Annotated in this window: 18 protein-coding genes; 8 read left to right on the plus strand and 10 right to left on the minus strand. The window is 63.5% G+C overall.

The window, feature by feature from the left end; all coding sequences use genetic code 11:
* Nucleotides 1–70: 70 nt before the first annotated feature.
* Nucleotides 71–1,108 (minus strand): FkbM family methyltransferase, encoded by a 1,038-nt coding sequence (locus ACODSN_RS01850; protein WP_489052709.1) that lies wholly within the window; start codon nucleotides 1,106–1,108, stop codon nucleotides 71–73.
* A 68-nt stretch (nucleotides 1,109–1,176) separates the two neighbouring features.
* The gene (gene mutM / locus ACODSN_RS01855) at nucleotides 1,177–1,989 is read right to left on the minus strand and encodes a bifunctional DNA-formamidopyrimidine glycosylase/DNA-(apurinic or apyrimidinic site) lyase (protein WP_489052710.1); all 813 of its coding nucleotides are present in this window, start codon (nucleotides 1,987–1,989) and stop codon (nucleotides 1,177–1,179) included.
* An 80-nt stretch (nucleotides 1,990–2,069) separates the two neighbouring features.
* Between mutM and ACODSN_RS01860 the strand changes: the two genes are divergently transcribed.
* The 8 genes from ACODSN_RS01860 (at nucleotide 2,070) to infC (ending at nucleotide 9,914) form a co-directional block, all read left to right on the plus strand.
* The gene (locus ACODSN_RS01860; RefSeq protein ID WP_489052711.1) at nucleotides 2,070–2,810 is read left to right on the plus strand and encodes a class I SAM-dependent methyltransferase; all 741 of its coding nucleotides are present in this window, start codon (nucleotides 2,070–2,072) and stop codon (nucleotides 2,808–2,810) included.
* A 7-nt stretch (nucleotides 2,811–2,817) separates the two neighbouring features.
* A complete protein-coding gene (gene ubiB, locus ACODSN_RS01865) occupies nucleotides 2,818–4,359 on the plus strand; it encodes a 2-polyprenylphenol 6-hydroxylase (RefSeq protein WP_489052713.1) in 1,542 nt (513 codons plus the stop codon).
* On the plus strand, nucleotides 4,356–5,597 hold the full coding sequence (gene coaBC, locus ACODSN_RS01870) for a bifunctional phosphopantothenoylcysteine decarboxylase/phosphopantothenate--cysteine ligase CoaBC (RefSeq protein WP_489052714.1): 1,242 nt from the start codon (nucleotides 4,356–4,358) through the stop codon (nucleotides 5,595–5,597). Before ubiB ends, coaBC begins: the two co-directional genes overlap by 4 nt.
* A complete protein-coding gene (gene dut, locus ACODSN_RS01875; RefSeq protein WP_489052715.1) occupies nucleotides 5,578–6,036 on the plus strand; it encodes a dUTP diphosphatase in 459 nt (152 codons plus the stop codon). Before coaBC ends, dut begins: the two co-directional genes overlap by 20 nt.
* Nucleotides 6,033–6,800 (plus strand): HesA/MoeB/ThiF family protein, encoded by a 768-nt coding sequence (locus ACODSN_RS01880; protein ID WP_489052716.1) that lies wholly within the window; start codon nucleotides 6,033–6,035, stop codon nucleotides 6,798–6,800. Before dut ends, ACODSN_RS01880 begins: the two co-directional genes overlap by 4 nt.
* Nucleotides 6,788–7,153 carry a DsrE family protein gene (locus ACODSN_RS01885; protein WP_489052717.1) on the plus strand — a complete coding sequence of 122 codons (366 nt, stop codon included), beginning with the start codon at nucleotides 6,788–6,790 and terminating at the stop codon, nucleotides 7,151–7,153. The genes ACODSN_RS01880 and ACODSN_RS01885 overlap by 13 nt, the downstream gene beginning before the upstream one ends.
* 117 nt (nucleotides 7,154–7,270) lie before the next feature.
* Entirely contained in the window at nucleotides 7,271–9,253 is a 1,983-nt protein-coding gene (thrS, locus tag ACODSN_RS01890; RefSeq protein WP_489053027.1) for a threonine--tRNA ligase, read from the plus strand.
* A gap of 127 nt (nucleotides 9,254–9,380) precedes the next feature.
* Nucleotides 9,381–9,914, plus strand: coding sequence for a translation initiation factor IF-3 (gene infC, locus ACODSN_RS01895; RefSeq protein WP_489052719.1), 534 nt, complete (start codon nucleotides 9,381–9,383; stop codon nucleotides 9,912–9,914).
* Between the two features lie 55 nt (nucleotides 9,915–9,969).
* On the opposite strand, the gene ACODSN_RS01900 is transcribed toward infC, so the two are convergent.
* The 8 genes from ACODSN_RS01900 to ACODSN_RS01935 all read right to left on the minus strand — a co-directional run bounded on the left by ACODSN_RS01900 (nucleotide 9,970) and on the right by ACODSN_RS01935 (nucleotide 19,308).
* Nucleotides 9,970–11,136, minus strand: a complete 1,167-nt coding sequence (locus tag ACODSN_RS01900; protein ID WP_489052721.1) for a hypothetical protein — start codon at nucleotides 11,134–11,136, stop codon at nucleotides 9,970–9,972.
* 185 nt (nucleotides 11,137–11,321) lie between these two features.
* Nucleotides 11,322–11,993, minus strand: a complete 672-nt coding sequence (gene msrA / locus ACODSN_RS01905) for a peptide-methionine (S)-S-oxide reductase MsrA (protein WP_489052722.1) — start codon at nucleotides 11,991–11,993, stop codon at nucleotides 11,322–11,324.
* A complete protein-coding gene (locus ACODSN_RS01910) occupies nucleotides 11,980–12,138 on the minus strand; it encodes a hypothetical protein (RefSeq protein ID WP_489052723.1) in 159 nt (52 codons plus the stop codon). Before ACODSN_RS01910 ends, msrA begins: the two co-directional genes overlap by 14 nt.
* Before the next feature lie 194 nt (nucleotides 12,139–12,332).
* Complete coding sequence (locus ACODSN_RS01915) at nucleotides 12,333–13,535, minus strand: pyridoxal phosphate-dependent aminotransferase (protein ID WP_489052725.1); 1,203 nt, start codon at nucleotides 13,533–13,535, stop codon at nucleotides 12,333–12,335.
* Nucleotides 13,536–13,726: 191 nt separating this feature from the next.
* Nucleotides 13,727–14,350, minus strand: coding sequence for an aminotransferase class IV (locus ACODSN_RS01920; RefSeq protein ID WP_489052726.1), 624 nt, complete (start codon nucleotides 14,348–14,350; stop codon nucleotides 13,727–13,729).
* 31 nt (nucleotides 14,351–14,381) lie between these two features.
* The gene (gene pabB, locus ACODSN_RS01925; RefSeq protein WP_489052727.1) at nucleotides 14,382–15,563 is read right to left on the minus strand and encodes an aminodeoxychorismate synthase component I; all 1,182 of its coding nucleotides are present in this window, start codon (nucleotides 15,561–15,563) and stop codon (nucleotides 14,382–14,384) included.
* Nucleotides 15,564–15,624: 61 nt separating this feature from the next.
* Nucleotides 15,625–16,977 carry a glycosyltransferase gene (locus ACODSN_RS01930; RefSeq protein WP_489052728.1) on the minus strand — a complete coding sequence of 451 codons (1,353 nt, stop codon included), beginning with the start codon at nucleotides 16,975–16,977 and terminating at the stop codon, nucleotides 15,625–15,627.
* A gap of 90 nt (nucleotides 16,978–17,067) precedes the next feature.
* Nucleotides 17,068–19,308: a tetratricopeptide repeat protein gene (locus ACODSN_RS01935; protein ID WP_489052729.1), complete on the minus strand. Its 2,241-nt coding sequence runs from the start codon at nucleotides 19,306–19,308 to the stop codon at nucleotides 17,068–17,070.
* Nucleotides 19,309–19,346: the final 38 nt, after the last annotated feature.

The following is a 19,346-nucleotide window of genomic DNA, read 5'->3' on the forward strand; positions in this document are numbered from 1 at the left end:
TGGCCGATACAGACATCGCGATGCGGGGTCAAGCCGGTGGATGGTGTTAACCGACACAAAGCGCGATAGATTAATCGATGTCGGTTCGCTCAGAAGGGATAAAAGAGACGTTGACCATATCGTGACCTTCCGGCAGCGCCTCGCCGCGGTAGGCGGCTCCCAGACCGGTTTCGGTCAAAACACGACATATATAATCATGGTCAAAAATCTGAGTCAGTAACTCATCTACGGTTATACCAGACACCATTTTAAGCAACGCTGGGTTAATTTCGGCCATGATTATAGGCCGTTGCTCGTTCAGCAGTTTCTGCGCGCCAGCCAAAGCTATCGACTCCGCGCCCTCAATATCGATCTTTAAGAAGTCAATTTTTCGACCAGCCACGACATCGTCGATCCGTCTCATCGGAATTTCCTGAATGACGGCATTATTTTCATCGAACATAGCAATCAGTCCATCATCCGGCAAAGACCAAGTTCCACCGGGATTGCCGGAATTTTCGGTCCAGCCAATTTTCATTGTGCCGCTTTCTCGACCAACTGCTATATTATGTAGTTCGAACCTGGATGAAAACCCGTTCTCCAAAACCGACCTAGATAGTTCTCGAAATGTCGTATTCCTGGGTTCAATCGATATGACCTTACCTTTTGGACCGACCAAAGCTCCGGCCTGGATTGAAAACCAACCGATGTTTGCACCGACATCAAGGAATGTCATGCCGCTCTTTACCACCCGCTTCACAAAGTGGGTTTCAAGCGGCTCATACACCCCCTTGATGCAGGGTTGGGAAACCCCAGAATCACCCAGATCAACACGTAATTTAAGGCCGTCAACGATATCCGCCGTGACCCAGCTATCCTCGGAAAATGGCTGCACGAAGCGAGGAGGCAGCGAATTCCTATATTCCGCGCTGTTGACTACATCTTCCATAAAGGAAACGATCCTGGCAAAATTCGTATCGCTCAATTGCGTGCTCTCGAGTGAGTCAGCTATGCGCCCTTCAGGTTCTCTTTTTAACAATGCCTTGTAGGAGGCTCTAACCATAACAGACCAAATTTCTCCTTCTCCGTGGCCCACTATTCTGCTTTTCGCTCTTCTGAAAAATGTCATTATCAATCCCAATATCATTTTCTTCTAACGGGCGAATAGAGCCGTACGTTTCCAAATAAAACCTGATCTTACCGCTGGCAAGACGAACAGTAAAAAGACGATCGTCCACCATCGACGCGCCGCTGAACCGTGCCGCCACAGGGGCAGGGCAGCCCTTCACGCCCATAGACGCGCCATTGTTTCGAAAAATAGCCCAGCTCGCCGTCGGGCCGTGCATAGTCGCGCAGGGTCGATCCCCCTGCGACGATGGCGGCGGTCAGCACCGAGCGAATCGCCTCGACCAGCTTCCCGAGCCGCGCCCTGCTGATTTGCCGTGCCGCGCATGTCGGCGCGATACCGGCCATGTTGAGCGCTTCGCACACATAGATATTGCCCAGCCCCGCCACGATTCGCTGGTCGAGCAGCGCCGCCTTGATCGACGTCGCCTTGCCGTCCAGCGCAGTGGCGAGCGCGGCGACGGTGAAATCGGGTCCCAGCGGCTCCGGCCCCATGCGGGTGAAGGGCGGATATTCCTCGCCCGCGTCGCTACGCACAAGATCGATGAAGCCGAAGCGCCGGGGATCGTTGAGTGCGAGCAGCCGCCCCGAATCGGTTTCAATCAGTAGATGGTCGTGCGCGCCGATCTCTGCCGGATCGATCCGCCAACGCCCCGACATGCCGAGGTGAAAGATCATCCGGTCGCCCCGGTCGGTATCGATGAGGCCATATTTGGCTCGCCGCGACAGGCCGGTGACTCGCGCGCCGGTCAGGCGCTGGCGCAGATCGACGGGGATCGGGAAGCGCAGGTCCGCGCGGCGCGGCTCGACTCGGGTGAGCAGCGCCCCTTCCAGCACGGCGCGCAGGCCGGCGACGGTGGTTTCGACTTCGGGAAGCTCTGGCATTGTCCCTATCTAGGTTAAGGACAGTCATAATCCCAGCCTTGGCGCTGGCGGGCGGCCCAAATCATGGCTAGAGCGTCGCCATGAACGACACCGCATCCTTCGGCTATCGCGACGTCGATGCCACGCAGAAGGCCGGCATGGTCCGCGCCGTCTTTTCCAATGTCGCCGCCAAATATGATCTGATGAACGACGCCATGTCGATGGGCGCGCATCGACTGTGGAAAGATCAGTTCGTCGCGCGGGTCAAGCCGCGCGCAGGCGAAGCGATCCTCGACATGGCGGGCGGCACCGGCGACATTGCCTTCCGCATGGCAAAGCAGGGCGCGCAGGTCACGGTGTCGGATATCAACCCGGAAATGCTCGCCGTCGGCGTCGAGCGGGCGCAGAAGAAGCAAAAGAAGGGGCTGGATGGCCTCGTCTGGTCGGAGCAAAATGCCGAGGAGCTGAGCTTTTCCGATCGTGGCTTCGACGCCTATACGATCGCCTTCGGCATTCGCAACGTCACCCATATCGACCGCGCGCTGGAGGAAGCCCACCGCGTCCTCAAATTCGGCGGGCGATTCTTCTGTCTCGAATTTTCGACGACGACCTGGCCCGGTTTTTCGGATGTCTATGACACCTATTCGCATCGGCTGGTGCCCAAGCTCGGCAAGCTGCTCGCCAATGACGAGGAGAGCTACCGCTACCTGATCGAATCGATCCGCCGCTTCCCGCCGATGCCGGAATTCGAGCGCATGATCCGCGCGGCAGGCTTTGTGAACACAAAGGTCGAGCCGATTCTGGGTGGCATGGTCGCGATTCACAGCGGCTGGAAGATCTGACCGACACGTGGCTTCGCATCTGACGCATATCTGGCGGCTGCTCACATGGGGCCGGATTCTCGCGCGCCACGGGGCGCTGCGCGGGATCGAGCGCGATCCGCTGACCCCTGCCCCCGTTCGGCGGCTGGCGCGGCTTGCCCGCTTTGGTGCGCGCGTGCCCAAACAGCCGCGCTATGCCGACGCATTTCAGGCGATCGGTCCGGCGGCGATCAAGCTCGGCCAGACGCTCGCGACCCGGCCCGATCTGGTCGGCGAGGATGCGGCGAACGACCTGCTGCGCTTGCAGGACGCCCTTCCCCCGGTGCCGTTCGCAACGATCCGCGCGCAGATCGAACTGAGTTTCGGCCGGCCGCTCGAAGAAATTTACGCCGCTTTCGAAGAGGTCCCGGTTGGCGCCGCTTCGATCGCGCAGGTGCATCGCGCCGTCACCACCGATGGCCGCACCGTCGCGGTCAAGGTGATCCGCCCCGGCGTGATCGATCGCTTCAACCGCGATATCGCCACCTATGAATGGGCCGCCGCCCATCTCGAAATGCTGGGCGGCGAAGTCGCGCGCCTGCGCCCCCGCCTCGTCATCGCCAACCTCAAGCGATGGACCGCGCGCGAACTCGACCTGCGGCGCGAAGCCGCTTCCGCGTCCGAACTGTCCGAAGCGATGGTGGCGGAGCCTGGCTATGTGATCCCCGCGATCGACTGGGACCGGACATCGGGCAAGGTCATGACCATGGCCTGGGTCGATGGCATCAAGATCGCCGATCGCGCCGCGCTGATCGCCGCCGGCCATGATGTGAAGGCGATCGCGGCGCGGCTGGTCAACGCCTTCCTGCGGCAGGCGATCGCGGAAGGCTTCTTCCACGCCGACATGCACCAGGGCAATCTGTTCGTGACCCCGGCTGGCGAGATCGCAGCGATCGATTTCGGCATCATGGGGCGGATCGACCGCCGCGCGCGCATGTGGCTGGCGGAGATTCTCTATGGTCTCATCACCGGCAACTATAAACGCGTCGCGGAAATTCATTTCGAGGCGCAATATGTGCCCGCCCATCATGACGTCGCGGAGTTTGCGACGGCCCTGCGCGCCGTGGGCGAACCGATGCGGGGCAAGCCGGTCAGCGAATTGTCGGTCGGCGGCATGCTCGACGGGCTGTTCGCCATCACCCGCGATTTCGATATGCAGACCCAGCCGCATTTGCTGCTGCTGCAAAAGACGATGGTGATGGTGGAGGGCGTTGCGACCGCGCTCGACCCGCAAATCAACATGTGGGAGACGAGCGGTCCCTATGTGAAGGAATGGCTGCGCACCGAACTGGGGCCGGAAGCGAAGGCCGCCGACGCTCTCATCCAGAACTGGCGTACGTTGCAACGCCTGCCTGACCTCGTCCGCCGGATAGAGGACGCTTTCCCTGAAAAGGGCGGCGCACCGCCACCGCCGCCGCTCACCGAAGTCCGCCTGATCCGCGTTGGCGGCGGCTGGCGCTATGCGGTGGTCGCGGTGATGGCTGCGGCGGCTGGAGCGATTGCCACTGCGCTGCTACATTTAGGACTATGACCCAACGCATCCTCCTCATCGTCTCCGGCGGCATCGCGGCGTATAAGTCGCTCGAACTGGTCCGCCTGCTCAGAAAGCGCGGCATCTCCGTGCGCGCGGTGTTGACGGACAGCGCGGCGCACTTCGTGACGCCGCTGTCGCTCGGCGTGCTGACCGAGGATCATGTCTATGGCGATATGTTCGACCTCAAGGAAGAACGCGAGATCGGCCATATCCAGCTCAGCCGGCAGGCCGACCTGATCGTCATCGCCCCGGCCACCGCCAATATCCTGGCGAAGATGGCGAACGGCATCGCCGACGATCTCGCCACCACGATCCTGCTCGCCACCGACAAGCCGGTGCTGGCGGTGCCCGCGATGAACGTGCGGATGTGGCATCACAAGGCGACGCAGCGCAATCTGGAGCGGCTGCGTGGCGATGGCATCCACATATTGGAGCCGGACGATGGCGACATGGCCTGTGGCGAATATGGCAAGGGCCGCCTGCCCGAACCCGAAGCCATCGCGCGCGAGATCGAGCGGCTGCTCGCCCTGCCGCCTTCGCACACGCTGCTTGCCGACCAGCCCGACTTCGCCCCTCCCAAAGAGGGCAGGCTGGCCGGGCGGCATATCCTCATCACCGCCGGTCCTACGCACGAGCCGATCGACCCGGTGCGCTACATCGCCAACCGTTCGTCGGGCAAGCAGGGTTTCGCCATCGCCGCCGCCGCCGCGCAGGCGGGCGCGCGGGTAACGCTGGTGGCCGGACCGGTCGCCTTGCCGACGCCCAATGGGGTGATGCGGGTCGATGTCGAGACGGCGCGCGAGATGCTGATCGCGGTCGAGGCGGCGTTGCCAGCCGATGTCGCGATCATGGTCGCGGCGGTGGCGGACTGGCGCACCGCCGATGCGGCGGACCAGAAGATCAAGAAAGACGGCTCGGGCGCGCCCGCCCCGCTCGCGCTCGTCGAGAATCCCGACATATTGGCGATGCTGGGCGTATCCGCCCGCCGCCCGGCCCTGCTCATCGGCTTCGCCGCCGAGACCCGGACGGTTCTGGATCACGCGCGCGCCAAGCTGGCGAAGAAGGGTGCGGACTGGATCGTCGCCAACGACGTATCGGGCGACGTGATGGGCGGCGACGTCAATGCCGTGCACATCGTCACCGCCGATGGCGTCGAAAGCTGGCCCGCCATGGCCAAGACCGGCGTCGCCACCCGCCTCATGGAAAAGGTCGCCGATGCCCTCCGCGCCGATTGAAATCCGCCTCAAGCGCCTGCCCCATGGGCAGGGCCTGCCCGTGCCAGCCTATGCCACCGCCCACGCCGCGGGCATGGATGTGGTGTCGGCCGAAGACCTGACGCTGCCCCCCGGTGGCCGACATGCCGTCGCGACCGGCTTCGCGATGGCGATACCAGATGGCTATGAGGTGCAGGTCCGTCCGCGCTCGGGCCTTGCGCTGAAACATGGCATTTCGCTCCCCAATACGCCGGGCACGATCGACCCCGATTATCGCGGCGAGCTCAAGATCATCCTCATCAATCTCGGCGATCAGCCCTTCGTGATCGCGCGCGGCGACCGGATCGCGCAGCTCGTCGCCGCCCCGGTGCAGATCGCGTCCTTCGCCGAGGTCGAGGAACTGGACGAGACGGCAAGGGGTTCGGGCGGTTTCGGGTCGACCGGAGTGACCTCATCGTGACGCTCAGCGATACGCAACTGGAGCGCTATGCCCGCCATATCGTGCTGAAGGAGATCGGCGGCGCGGGACAGGCGCGGCTCTTGTCGGCGGACGTTGCTGTCATCGGCGCGGGCGGCATTGGCAGCCCGGCGATTCTCTACCTCGCGGCGGCGGGCGTCGGCACCATCCGGGTGATCGATGACGATCATGTCGCCCTGTCCAACCTCCAGCGGCAGGTGCTGTTCGGCACCGCCGACATCGGCGCGCTCAAGGCGGAACGCGCTATGGCGGCGGTGGCGCGGATCAATCCCGATGTGAAGCTGATCCCGATCAACGCGCGGATCGATGCGGATAATGCCAGCCTGATACTGCGCGACGCCGATGTGGTGCTCGACGGCTGCGACAGTTTCGCGACCCGGCTGGCGGTCGCGGACGCGGCGCAGGCCTTGCGCATCCCGCTGGTATCGGCGGCAGTCGGCCCGTTCGAAGGTCAGCTCGCCACCTATCGCGGTTGGGAGGCGGACAAGCCCTGCTATCGCTGCCTGGTGGGCAATCCGGTGGACGCACCCGAGCGCAATTGTGCCGAAACCGGCGTGATCGGGGCGCTGACCGGCGTGATTGGCAGCCTCGCCGCGCTGGAAGTGATCCGCGCGCTCGTTCCCTTCGGGCCGGACATGGCGGGACGGCTGCTCATCGCGGACCTGCTTTCGATGCGCTTCCGTTCGCTCGATGTCGCCAAGGACCCGGCCTGCCCCGCCTGCGCCGCAGAATTATGCGCGAGCTGAGGATCGTCGTCATGACGGCGGACGCGGAACGATTTCGCGGTGCGCTCATGCTGGCTGCGGCGCAGGCCACGCTGGGCGGCGAGGCGGCGGTCTTTCTGCAACTGGACGCCGTGGCATTGCTCACGGCCCCCATCCATGCGCCGCAGGACGACCCGCATATTCGCGCTGGCTTGCCGACGCTGGCTGCTCTGCTCGCAGAGGCGCTGGCATTAGGCGTCACGATCACGGTCTGCCAGAGCGGGCTGGCGCTTGCGGGGCTTTTGGCGGACGCACTGCCGGACGGCGTGGAGGCAGGCGGGCCGATCGCCTTTCTGCAAGCAACCGGGGACGAGGCGCGGCTGCTGATCGCCTGAGCGGTGCGGAGCGCGCGGCCAGCCCTTCCCTTGACAGGCGGGGCGGCCCATCTAAGGGATCATGCGCGATATTCCGCCCGCGCCCCGCCCATCAGAAAGACCAGCCCCGTGTCCGCCATGCTCACCATCACCCTGCCCGACGGTTCCGTTCGCGAAGTCGCGCCCGGCACCACCCCGGCGGACATTGCGGCGGCGATCGGGCCGGGTCTCGCCAAAGCGGCGATCGCGGCGCGCGTCGATGGCGAGTTGCGCGATATCATGCGGCCGCTGGAGCGGGATGCTGCCCTCGCGCTGGTGACGGCGAAGGATGAGGCCGATGCGCTGGAACTGGCGCGCCACGATTTCGCGCATATCCTCGCCGAAGCGGTGCAGGCGCTGTTCCCCGGCACGCAAATCACTTTCGGCCCGTCGACCGACGATGGCTTCTACTATGATTTCGCGCCGAAGGATCGCCCTTTCACCGAAGAGGATCTGCCCGCGATCGAGGCCAAAATGCGCGCGATCATCGCCGCCGACAAGCCGCTGGTGCGCGAGGAGATCGACCGCGATGTGCTGATCGCGCAGTGGCGCGCGGCGGGCGAGACGTTCAAGGCCGAATGGGCCGCCGAACTGTCGGGCGACGAGCCGCTGACCGTCTATCATAGCGGCGGCGAATGGTATGATATGTGCCGGGGTCCGCATCTTGCCTCGACGGGCAAGCTCGATCCCGCCGCTTTCAAACTGACCCGCGTGTCGGGCGCTTATTGGCGCGGCGATCAGAAGAACGCGATGCTGTCGCGCATCTATGGCACCGGCTGGCTCAACAAGAAGCAGCTTGCCGCGCACCTCATGCGCCTCGAAGAAGCGGCGAAGCGAGACCATCGCAAGATCGGCCAGGAAATGGACCTGTTCCACCTCCAGGCCGAAGCGCATGGCAGCGTGTTCTGGCACCCCAAGGGCTATCTGATCTGGCGCGAGTTGGAAGCCTATATGCGCCGCGCCATCGACAAGTCCGGCTATCGCGAGGTCAAGACGCCGCAAGTGATGGACGCGCGCCAGTGGGAGCAGTCGGGCCATTGGGGCAAATATCGCGAAAATATGTTCGTGATCCCCGACGAGGTGCCGAACGTCGCCGATGAAGGGCCGATCGTGTCCGACGATGCCGACTGGATGGCATTGAAGCCGATGAATTGCCCGGCGCACGTCCTGATCTTCCGTCAGGGCATCAAATCCTATCGCGACCTTCCGCTGCGCCTCTACGAAAATGGCTGCTGCCACCGCAACGAGCCGCACGGCGCGCTGCACGGCCTCATGCGGGTCCGCCAGTTCACGCAGGACGATGCGCATATCTTTTGCCGCGAGGACCAGATCGTCGAGGAAGTCCGCTCCTTTTGCGCGCTCGCCGACCGAATCTACAAGGATTTCGGCTTCACCTATTCGATCAAGCTGGCGCTGCGTCCGGACAAGCGATTCGGCACCGAAGAGATGTGGGACATGGCCGAAACCGAGCTGCGCGCGGCGGTGGTCAGCGCGGGCCTCGCAACGGCGGACTATGGCTGGGAGGAGCTGCCTGGCGAAGGCGCTTTCTATGCGCCCAAGCTCGAATGGCATCTGACCGATGCGATCGGGCGGACCTGGCAGGTCGGCACGATCCAGTCGGACCGCGTGCTGCCCGAGCGGCTCGACGCCAGCTATGTCGCCGAGGACGGCGAGCGCCACCGGCCCGTGATGCTGCACCGCGCCATCTTCGGCAGCTATGAACGGTTCATCGGCATATTGGTCGAACATTTCGCAGGGCGGCTGCCGCTATGGCTCGCGCCAGTGCAGGCAGTGGTCGCGACCATCGTGTCGGACGCGGACGATTATGCCGCGCAACTGGTCGAGCGGCTCAAGGCGGCGGGCATTCGCGCCGAACTGGACGTCCGCAACGAGAAGATCAATTACAAAGTGCGCGAGCATAGTCTGGCCAAGGTGCCCAATCTGCTGGTCGTGGGCCGGCGCGAGGCTGACGAGGGCACCGTCGCGCTGCGGGTGCTGGGCAGCGAGGGGCAGACGATGCTTTCGGCCGACGACATCGTTTCCCGGCTTGCAAATGAAGCGCTGCCGCCCGATATGCGTTGAGGCAGCAATGCCACAGGGTTGGTGATTCCGTCGCGACGGGACCGCCGACCCCTTTCGGCTTTGTGCAAAAGCCGCTAAGAGCCGTTCGTTTTTCACGACTACAGGAGAGTCTGCTATACCTCCCCCGATGATGCGCCGCCCGCTGGCGCCGCCGCCGAAGTCCGGCCCTCGCTATAATGAATTCATCACCGTGCCCAAGGTCCGCGTGATCGACGAGGAAGGCGAAAATCTGGGCGTGATGTTCACGCAGGAGGCGATCGAACAGGCTGCCGATGTCGGCCTCGATCTCGTCGAAGTCTCGCCGACGGCCGATCCGCCGGTTTGCAAGTTTCTGGACATCGGCAAATTCAAATACGAAGCCCAGAAAAAGGCGAATATCGCCCGCAAGACCCAAAAGACGCAGGAACTCAAAGAGATCAAGATGCGTCCGAACATCGACGATCATGACTATGATACGAAGATGAAGAAGGTCCATGATTTCATTGGCGACGGCGACAAGGTGAAGATCACCCTGCGCTTCCGTGGCCGCGAATTGTCGCACCAGCAGCTCGGCATGGCTCTGCTTCAGCGGGTGGCGGAAAATGTCGCCGAAATCGCGAAGGTCGAAGCCTATCCCCGCATGGAAGGCCGACAGATGCTGATGGTGCTATCGCCGAAATAATGTCTGTGACCGGAACGGCGAAGATGAAATCGCCTTCCGGTCACACGCCTGCCTTTCACAGGCGGCTATGGATCATCGCGCCCCACATGGTTGGCGACAGAAAGATGATCGCAGCCACCAGACCAGAATAGCGCGAACGCCGGTTGAGCCACGTGACCGCCATCGCCGCCATTAGCGCTATGCCCGGCCATAGGATATTATAGTAGCGCGTCTGCGTGATGGTGAGATCGCCCAGCGTCTGATAACTCCGCCAGCCGAAGCAGAAATGGATCGCGAGCAGGACGGCCAGCCCTGCCGCATAGGCAACTCCCCATGATCGCGACGCGCGATGACGCAGGCCAATTCCCGCCAGAATGAGCGGCGCAAGCAGGATCAGAAGAGCGGCCGGCAGGCTGTAGGCAAATTCCGAAGCCGGCCATTTCATTACCATTCCCTCGAAGAACCACCGGGCAAATCCCAGCGGGTCGAGATGAAGTCGTTGGGCGCCGGGGACCCGCCATACAGCTTCGTTGACCCACAAAAGCTGACCGATCCGTACGAACGTCACCAGATAGGGAATGGCGCCGAGCGCGAGGCCAATTCCTGCAAGGATGACGCGACGGTCCGCGAGTTTGATTCTGCCCGCGAGAAAGTCGATGCCAAGCCAGACCCCCGCGACCGCCGCCAGTCCGATGAAGACGGTCAGCTTCGTCCAGCCCGCGACCGCCAGCCCAGCCATGATCCACCAGCCGGCACCGGGCAATCCCAGCATGCCGCCGAACAGCGCGGCTCCCGCCAGCGCAGCGAGATTGTCATTATTGACCATGCCGCCGACAACCGCCGCTTTGGGGAAGGTGGCCGCGAAGATCGCGAACAGCGCTGGTGATACGACGTCCGACGAGAATCGACGCCGCACCGCCACGAACATGATGACGAGAGCGCAAGCGGAGAGGAACGCGTTGACGATGCGGAATACCATCGGGTCCCCAGTCAGCGACCACAACGGGGCGAGCATCAGATAATAGAGCGAAGGATGGTTGATATAGTTGATCGTTTCAGACCATTGCGTCAGATCATCCGGTCGAAGAATGCGATACTGACTCCAGTCCGGAAACAGCGTCGGATGGTCATATTGCGCCCGGATCACAGAGAAATGGGGAAGCTCATCGATCTGGGAGGGAAAAGGAACCTGCAATATGATGACGAACATCATCATGATGTAGATCGCGAGCACCAGATACATGGATGCGGGCAATCCCAGCCAAGCCCGGCGCGGGCGATCGGGAGCAATAGATGCGGGGAAAGACGCTGATATTATCCAGGTTGCCATGCTGCGCGATCATCAATGGTTACCGCCCGTCTTTCGCAGCATAATCTTGATATTTGGTTGGCGGGGCGCGGACTGCCCATGCCCCCGCGGATGCGCCTTCAGGCCGAAGGACGCGCGCGATACAGTTTGGGGAACATCGCCTTGAATGCCGCCAGCTTGGGCGCATCCCAGCGCTGGATATAGGGGTGGTGCGGGTTCTTCACCATGAAGTCCTGATGATAGGCCGCCGCATCCTGAAAGCCGGTGAAACGCTCGACCCCAGTGACGATCGGCCCACGCCACAGGCCCGCCGCGCCAAGTTGGGCCAGATAGGCGCTCGCAGCCTTCTGCTGCCCGGCGTTTAACGGAAACAGCGCGCTGCGATATTGCGTGCCATGGTCGGGACCCTGATAATCCAGCGTGGTCGGGTCAGCGATCACCGAGAAAAATACGCGCAACAATGTCCCGTAACTGACGATCTTGGGATCATAGGTGACGCGCACCGCTTCGGCATAGCCGGTGTCGCCGCCGCTCACCGCCTCATAATCGACCTTGCGCTCCTTCGGCCCACCCGCAAAGCCCGATTTGACGAGGTGAACGCCCTTCACATGGGAGAACACTCCTTCGACACCCCAGTAACAGCCGCCCGCAAATACTGCGGTTTCGAGCGCACGCGTCGGCGGAGCGTCGATCGTGGCAACGGGCGCTCGCACCGCATTTTCCGCACGCAGGGGCGAGGCGACGGCAAGCGCCGCCAGAAAAGCAAGGCTGATGCCGTCAGAGCGCCGCATGGCCGCTGGGCGTGCCGGTCGATGCGATCGCCGACGAACTGAGAACCGGCGGCTCGCTGGGCTGGAGCGCGAACACGCCGACCGCCCCGATGGCGAAGCCACCCAGGAAACGGAGGAACAGTTCGGATCTCAGAAACGCCAACATTGGCCCGTGCCTTTCTCGTCTGTTATCGGCCGTCGACCGACTGACTATCCGCCATCGCCTTGCCCAAGGCTGAACCTGAGGGCAGCGAGCGCTTATTTACGTTTTATTACGCAATGGGCATATAGCGCCCTTCGCGCCATGCACAAGACGGCGCGAAGGGAAAAGGACCGTTTCGATTTATGCGATTCGCAGCCTTATTTCAGTGCGGCACAGGCTTCCTGGATGCGCGTGCACGCCTTTTTCAGCACTTCGTCCGACGTCGCATAGCTGATGCGGAACGCCGGCGAGAGGCCGAAGGCGCCGCCATGCACGGCCGCGACCTTGGCTTCGTCCAGAAAATAGCCGATCAGCGTTTCGTCGGTGTCGATCCGCACGCCCTTGGGCGTGGTCTTGCCGATCAGCCCGCTGGCGTCGGGATAGACGTAGAAAGCGCCCTCTGGCGTCGGACAATCGAGGCCCGGCGCATCGTTCAGCATCGCGACGACCATGTCCCGGCGCTTCTTGAAAGCGGCGTTGCGGTCTTCCAGAAAGTCCTGCGGGCCGGTGAGGGCGGCGACGGCGGCAGCCTGGCTGATCGAACAGGGATTGCTGGTCGATTGCGACTGGAGCTTGCCCATCGCCTTGATGATCCATTCGGGGCCACCGGCAAAGCCGATGCGCCAGCCGGTCATCGAAAAGGCCTTGGAACAGCCGTTGACGGTCAGCGTGCGGTCATACAGTTCCGGGCACACCTGCGCGATGGTGGCGAAGGGCGTGGGCGCGTACCAGACATGCTCATACATGTCGTCGGTCATCACCAGCACATGCGGATGGCGCAGCAATACCTCGCCCAGAGCCTTCAGCTCCGCCGCGGAATAGGCTGCGCCGCTGGGGTTGGACGGCGAATTGAGCATCACCCATTTGGTGCGCGGGGTGATCGCCGCGTCGAGCTGTGCCGGGGTGATCTTATACCCCTGCCGCGCCGGCCCCTCGATGAAAACGGGCGTGCCGCCGGCGAAGTTCACGATGTCCGGATAGCTCACCCAATAAGGAGCCGGGATGATAACCTCGTCGCCCACATCCACGGTCGCGACCAGCGCGTTGAACAGGGTGTGCTTGCCACCCGAATTGACGCTGATCTGGCTGCGCGCATAGTCGATGCCATTGTCGCGCTTGAACTTGAAAGCGACCGCATCCTTGACCCCGGCGGTGCCGTCGACATCGGTATAGCGCGTCTGATTGCCCCGGATCGCGGCGATGCCGGCTTCCTTGACGAAATCGGGCGTGTCGAAATCAGGCTCGCCCGCTGACAGACCGATGACGTCCACGCCTTCGGCTTTCAGCGCATTGACCCGCGCGCTCATGGCGAGCGTGGCGGAAGGCTGGATGCGACCGAGGGCGGCGGAAGTCTGGCTCATGATGCGAATCTCTCTTGGAAAGTCCCCTCGCCCGCTCGACAAAGCGGACGCGGCGTCCCTTAGGCTGCAAAGCCGCGTGGAGCAACCGCCAGTTGGCGGTCAGTGGCGCGGGCGCTTTTTGAAATGCGCGAGAGAGCGCATTTCAGGTTGCCGCACCGGCTGCGCCAAAGGCGCATTCCCGAAAAAACCCTTCAGCGCGCGAGTGTCGCCGACACCATGCCGCGCGCGGCATTGCCGATGAAGAAGCCATTTTCCAGATCATAGGGCCGCAAATCGCCCTCGACCGCCTCACCCATGTCAAGCAGGCTCTGGCGCAAAATGCCGGGCAGCAGTCCGCGCGACACGGGCGGCGTCACCAGCTTGTCGCCGCGCTCCACGAAGATGGAGGAAAAACAGCCTTCGGTCAGAAAGCCCCTGGCGTCGGTCATCAGCACCTCGAACGTGCCGCCCCGGCGCAGCGCATCGCGATAGAGCGAGCGATCGGTGGTCTTGTAGCGCAGGCGCGGATCGTCGGCGGGTGCACGGCGCGGAACGACCGCCACCTCCATGATCGGTTCGGGCCAGGTGCGGTGATCGCGCACCTCGATCGCCAGCGCACCGCCGCGCGAGGCGAGCAGGCGCAAGCGGCTGGGTACGCGCAGGCGGAATGTCGCCGCCTGCAATTCATTGCGCGCGGCATGGCGATCGAAGGAAAAATTCAGTTCATCGGCCGCACGTTTGAGGCGCGACAAATGCAGGTCGAGCATGCGAATGCCATCGACCGGGTCGAACGCCATGGTTTCCAGCAGATCAAACCGACCGTCAGCCAATGCCATCCAACCTGTTCAAACTCCGCCGCTTCACCAGTCAAGCCGGGGCCAGGAAACGGCCCTTGGCCAGACATTCCGCCCATTCCGACGCACAATCGGAATCCGCGACGATGCCCGAACCCAGGCCAAGACGCCCCATCCCCGCGCCCTCTTTCACGGAAATGGTGCGAATGGCAACATTGAAGGCGGCGTCGCCTTCCGGATCGATCCATCCCATCGTGCCGGTATAGACGCCGCGCGGCCCGGGTTCGACCAGATCGATGATCTCCATCGCCCGCACCTTGGGCGCGCCCGTGATCGAACCGCAGGGGAATAATATCCGCAGCACATCGACAGGCGACAGGCCGGGCAGGATACGGCCGCGCACGGTCGAGACCATCTGGTGCACCGTGGGATAGGTTTCCACCTTGAACAGTTCGGGCACCGTCACCGATCCGGCGCGCGCGACCCGCGACAGATCGTTGCGCAGCAGATCGACAATCATGAGGTTTTCCGCGCGCTGTTTATCGTCGGCCACAAGATCGCGCGCCAACAGGGCGTCACGGACAGGATCGGGGTCGCGCGGCGCGGTGCCCTTCATCGGCCGCGCGGTCAGTTGCCCGCGCACCTGGCTGAAGAACAGTTCGGGCGAAAAGGACAGGATGGCGTGATCGCCGGTGCGAATGACACCGCCATAACCGGCGCGCGCGCGCGGGCGCAACGCCGCATAAAGCGCCATCGGGTCGCCGGTGAAATCCAGGTCGCAGGGAAAGGTCAGATTGACCTGATAGATGTCGCCGGCGCGGATCAGCTCCTGCACCTGCTCGAATGCGACACGATAGGCGGCCTCATCGATCAACGGCCTGAGCGCGGACACGGATGCACCGGCAGGGTCCGGCAGCAAAGTTTCGACCTCGCCCGCCGGGATCAGTCGGCATCCTTCGAACAGGCCGAACCACAGCAAAGGCTCGCCCATCCCGCCCGGCTGGCCGCGCGTTCGGGCGGCGACGGGGGCGAGGCGGTCCTCCAGGCAGAGACCAGCCTCATAGCTGAGGAAGCCCGCCGCGTGCAGCCCCGACTCTCCCGCTTCGGCGAGGCGGTCGAGCGCGGGCTGGACCTCGTCCGGCCGATGCGCGACGATGGTCGCCACGGGGTCGCGATAAAGCCGCGCCGGTGCGCCGCGCGGGGCGCGCGCGTCATCAAACAGGGCGAAACATTCGGTCGGTCCGGGCAGGCGCATGCCCTTGTCTTAACAGGCTTTGCGCGCCGCGAAAGGGCGATGACCGTTGCCGCCGCCCGGCTCAGGCGGCGAGGCGCAGATCCGGTTTGGACAGTAAAGCGAGCAGCGAAATGCGGTTGAAAAACCACATCTGCTCGACCGTCATGCCGCTATATTTCCGCACAGTATTGGTGAAAGTATAGGGCGTGTACCAGACATTATGGTCGGGGTGGACGACCTCGACGAAGGTCTGCGTACCCTCGACATAATCGAAATGCGCCGACCGGCACTGGAAGGCGTCGGGCACCGACAGGAAATAGCAGGGCGCGTCGATCGCCTGCAACTGGGCGAGAAATTCGGGCACGTTCGCGACATGTTCGAGCACTTCGGGGACGAGGACGATGTCATAGCTGTCCGTGATATCCTCGATCCGGGAATAGAGCCTGCCCCTGGTCAGCGGGGCGAGATGCTCCAGCGCCTCGACATGGGGATCGAATCCGTCGAGCTGCGCGCAATAGGGTTCGAGCGCCAGATGCAGCGAGGTTGCGGGATCGGTGATCGGCCAGTCGGCGCACCCGATATGCAGCACCCGCTTGTCCCGGCATAGATTGGCGAACACATCGAGCCGGTTGAGACCGACGATGTCGCTCGACACTTCGACGCGCTGGACGAAATAGGGATCGTGCAGCGATTCGAGCGCGGAGCCTGCCGCCGGTGCGGCTTGAGCGGGCGACGGATCGGCCGGGGCGACGGCGACGGGGGGCGCTGGCGTCGTCACACCGAAATCATGGCGGTGGATCTCGTCATAGGCGCGGCGCGTCGATCCCCACAGTTGATGGGCATAGACGGGATCGCTGCCCTCATAGGCCGCGCCGGAGAAATGCTGCGGAATGAAATAATGGCTCGGATAGATGCGCAGCTTGGAATAGGCATATTTGCGATAGCTGTCGGTCAGCCGCTGCGGCCCCACGGTCTGCCATGCCATTTCGTGCACGACGGTCGGTTCGGCCGCGATATCGTCGATGATCTGTTTGAGGAACGGGGTCCCCGCGACGCTGCCGAAATAGCCGGCCGCGATCAGGCCGGGGCGCACGATCTCATTTTCCCAGCAGGCAAACGCCTCGCAATCGAGCAGCGAGTCCGGCAGCGGCCGCAGCGCGACGCTGTCGGCGTCCACCACGATCCCGCCATGGGCGTGCAATATCTCCCAGCGCATCATGTCGGCGACGCCGTTCAGTTCGCGGTCGGCCATCGCGGTCATGTGGGCGCGATTGGTCCATTCCATCCCCTCCAGCTCGGCATTGCCCCAGAGCAGGAAATCCCAGTCGGGATTCATCGTCCGCCATGTCTCGATGCAATTGTCCGGCCGTTTGCTTTCGTCGCCGACCCAGATGAAATGAATGAGCTTGGGGATCATCGTGCCTGCGTCCTGCATCGTTGCGCGCCGGGAGCGGGATACGCCCTGCCGCTTGCGAAAAAGGGTAAAGCGAAATGCCTAATTTTTTCTTGCGGCCTGCCCCGGCCCTTAGCCGATGGTGATGGGCGCAGGCTCCAGCCCGTCCAGCCGGCGCTGATGCGCGGCGGTGTAGGCGGCCTCGATCTCGCGGGCATAGCGCGCCGTGTCGAACAGCGGCGCGTCCTTTCTGTTAGCGGCCAGACGCGCCTTGAGCGCCGCCAGCGTGTCAAGCGACCGCGCCAGATCGAGCGCCCGCCGCTCATAATCGGCCTCGGATGTGGCGATGAGATCGGGCAGGCCGATAGCGGTCAGCAGGCTTGCGCCGACCCGCGCGGCGAACTGGCGTCCCGGCAGCGTCAGCACCGGCAACCCCGCCCAGAGCGCGTCGCTCGCGGTGGTGTGGGCGTTGACGATGAAACTGTCGAGAAACAGGTCGGCATGACGATGGCGGGCGAGATGGTCGGCGGGCGACCGCTTTTCCGCAAAGATCAGCCGGGCGGGATCGACACCATGGGCCAGCGCCTGCGCCCGCAGGTTCGCCTCCGCCCACGGGTTGGACCGGATCAGCCATAGCACGCTGCCCTCGACCTGCGTCAGCAGACGCATCCAGATCGCAAATTCGCGCGGCGATATTTTCCAGTTCTGGTTGAACGAGCAAAAGACGAAGCCCTCCGCCGGCAGGCCGTGGCTGGTGCGGTCGTCAGCGCACTCGCCGATCACGCGGCGGTCGTCATTGGGCTGGTAGCTGCCCGGCAACCGGATGACCTGCTCGCTATAATGGCGCTCCTCTCCCTGCGGGATTATCACGGAGTCGGCGATGATATAGTCGAGACAATCGCCGCCGATCGATCCGGGATAGCCGAGATAGCCGATCTGCACGGGCGCCATGCGTCCGGCAAACAGCGCGAGCCGGGCGTCGCGTGTATGGCCCTTGAGATCGACCGCGATGTCCAGCTTATGACTGCGGGCGAGATCGATCGCCTGTGCGTCGCTCAGGCCGCGAATGTCGTGGAACCCGTCGAAATGGGGCAAAATCCGCGCGCGCGCGCCTTGCCCATCATCCGCGCCGAAACTGAAGGCGTGGATTTCGAACCGATCCCGGTCGTGCGCCCGCAACAGCCCGCTCATAAGGTGCAGCGTCGCATGATCGTGGAAGTCGGCGGAAAAATAGCCGAGGCGTATCTTCTCGCCCGGCTCGACAGGCGCAAGCGGCGCAACGTGGTCGGAGTCGACAGCCTGCGCCACGATCCGCGCCCGCGCCAGCAGCCGCGCGGGGTCGTCCGCGAACGGCAGGGCGATGAAGGGAGGAACGGGATCGCCGCCCCGCATCGGCTGGACCGGCAGGTCGGCAAAGCTGTCCCGCGCCGACCAGTCGCACAGATGCGCCTCCAGAAACAGCAATTGCGCGCGCAGATGAACGTCATCGGGCGTAAGGTCCAACGCGCGGCCAAAGGCCGCATGCGCCTGATCCATCACGCCGCCCAGCGTCAACGCATTCGCCAGATTGACATGCGCCTTGACGGTATCCGGCTCGACCACGGTGGCTTGGCGGAAAGTCTCGATCGCGGCGTCCCGATCGCCCAGTTCCAGCAGCGCATAGCCCAGATTGTTGAAGGCGTCATAATGATCCGGCCGGATCGCCAGCGCGCGCCGGTAAAGATCGCTCGCCTCGCGCCAGTCCTTGCGTTCGCGATGGATGTTACCGAGATTATAGAGCGCATCGCCATAATCGGGCCTGAGCGCCAGCGCCCTCTCATAGCCCGCGATCGCCTCGTCGTCGCGGCCTTGCAACCCGACAAGATTGGCGAGGTTGAAATGCGCTTCGGCATGGTCGGGCCGGATCGCGATCGCCTCGGCATAGCAATGTTCCGCATCGGCGAGCCGCCCCTGCCGTCGCAGCGCGATCCCGAGATTGCTCTGGTTCGCGGCATCATGGGGATGGGCGGCAAGCGCCGTGCGAAACGCCTTCTCCGCCAGAATAGCGTCATCGAGACCGAGATAGGCCGCACCCAGCAAGCCATGCAGCCCCGCCACCTGCGGGAAGCGCGCGATCAGCGCCTCCGCCTGCCGCGCCATTTGCGCATAGGCGCCCTGCGCATGGAGCACACTCACCGCCGCGACGCCCGCTTGCAGCGCCGCACCGTCCTCCACCCGGTTTCCCGGATCGATCCGCGCCAGTCCTTCCGCCGCCCGCCTGTTATTGGGATAACGGCTCAGCAGATCGGACAGCAGCCGGCGCGCTTCCTCGACATCGCCGCGCCGCTCGGCATGCTTGGCCTTCGAAAGCGCGATTTCCAGTCCACTCGGCATCGGTCCATCCTGTTACGGCGTCGGTCGCGCCGGAACCT

The sequence above is a fragment of the Sphingobium sp. FG11 genome (genome assembly GCF_057809915.1).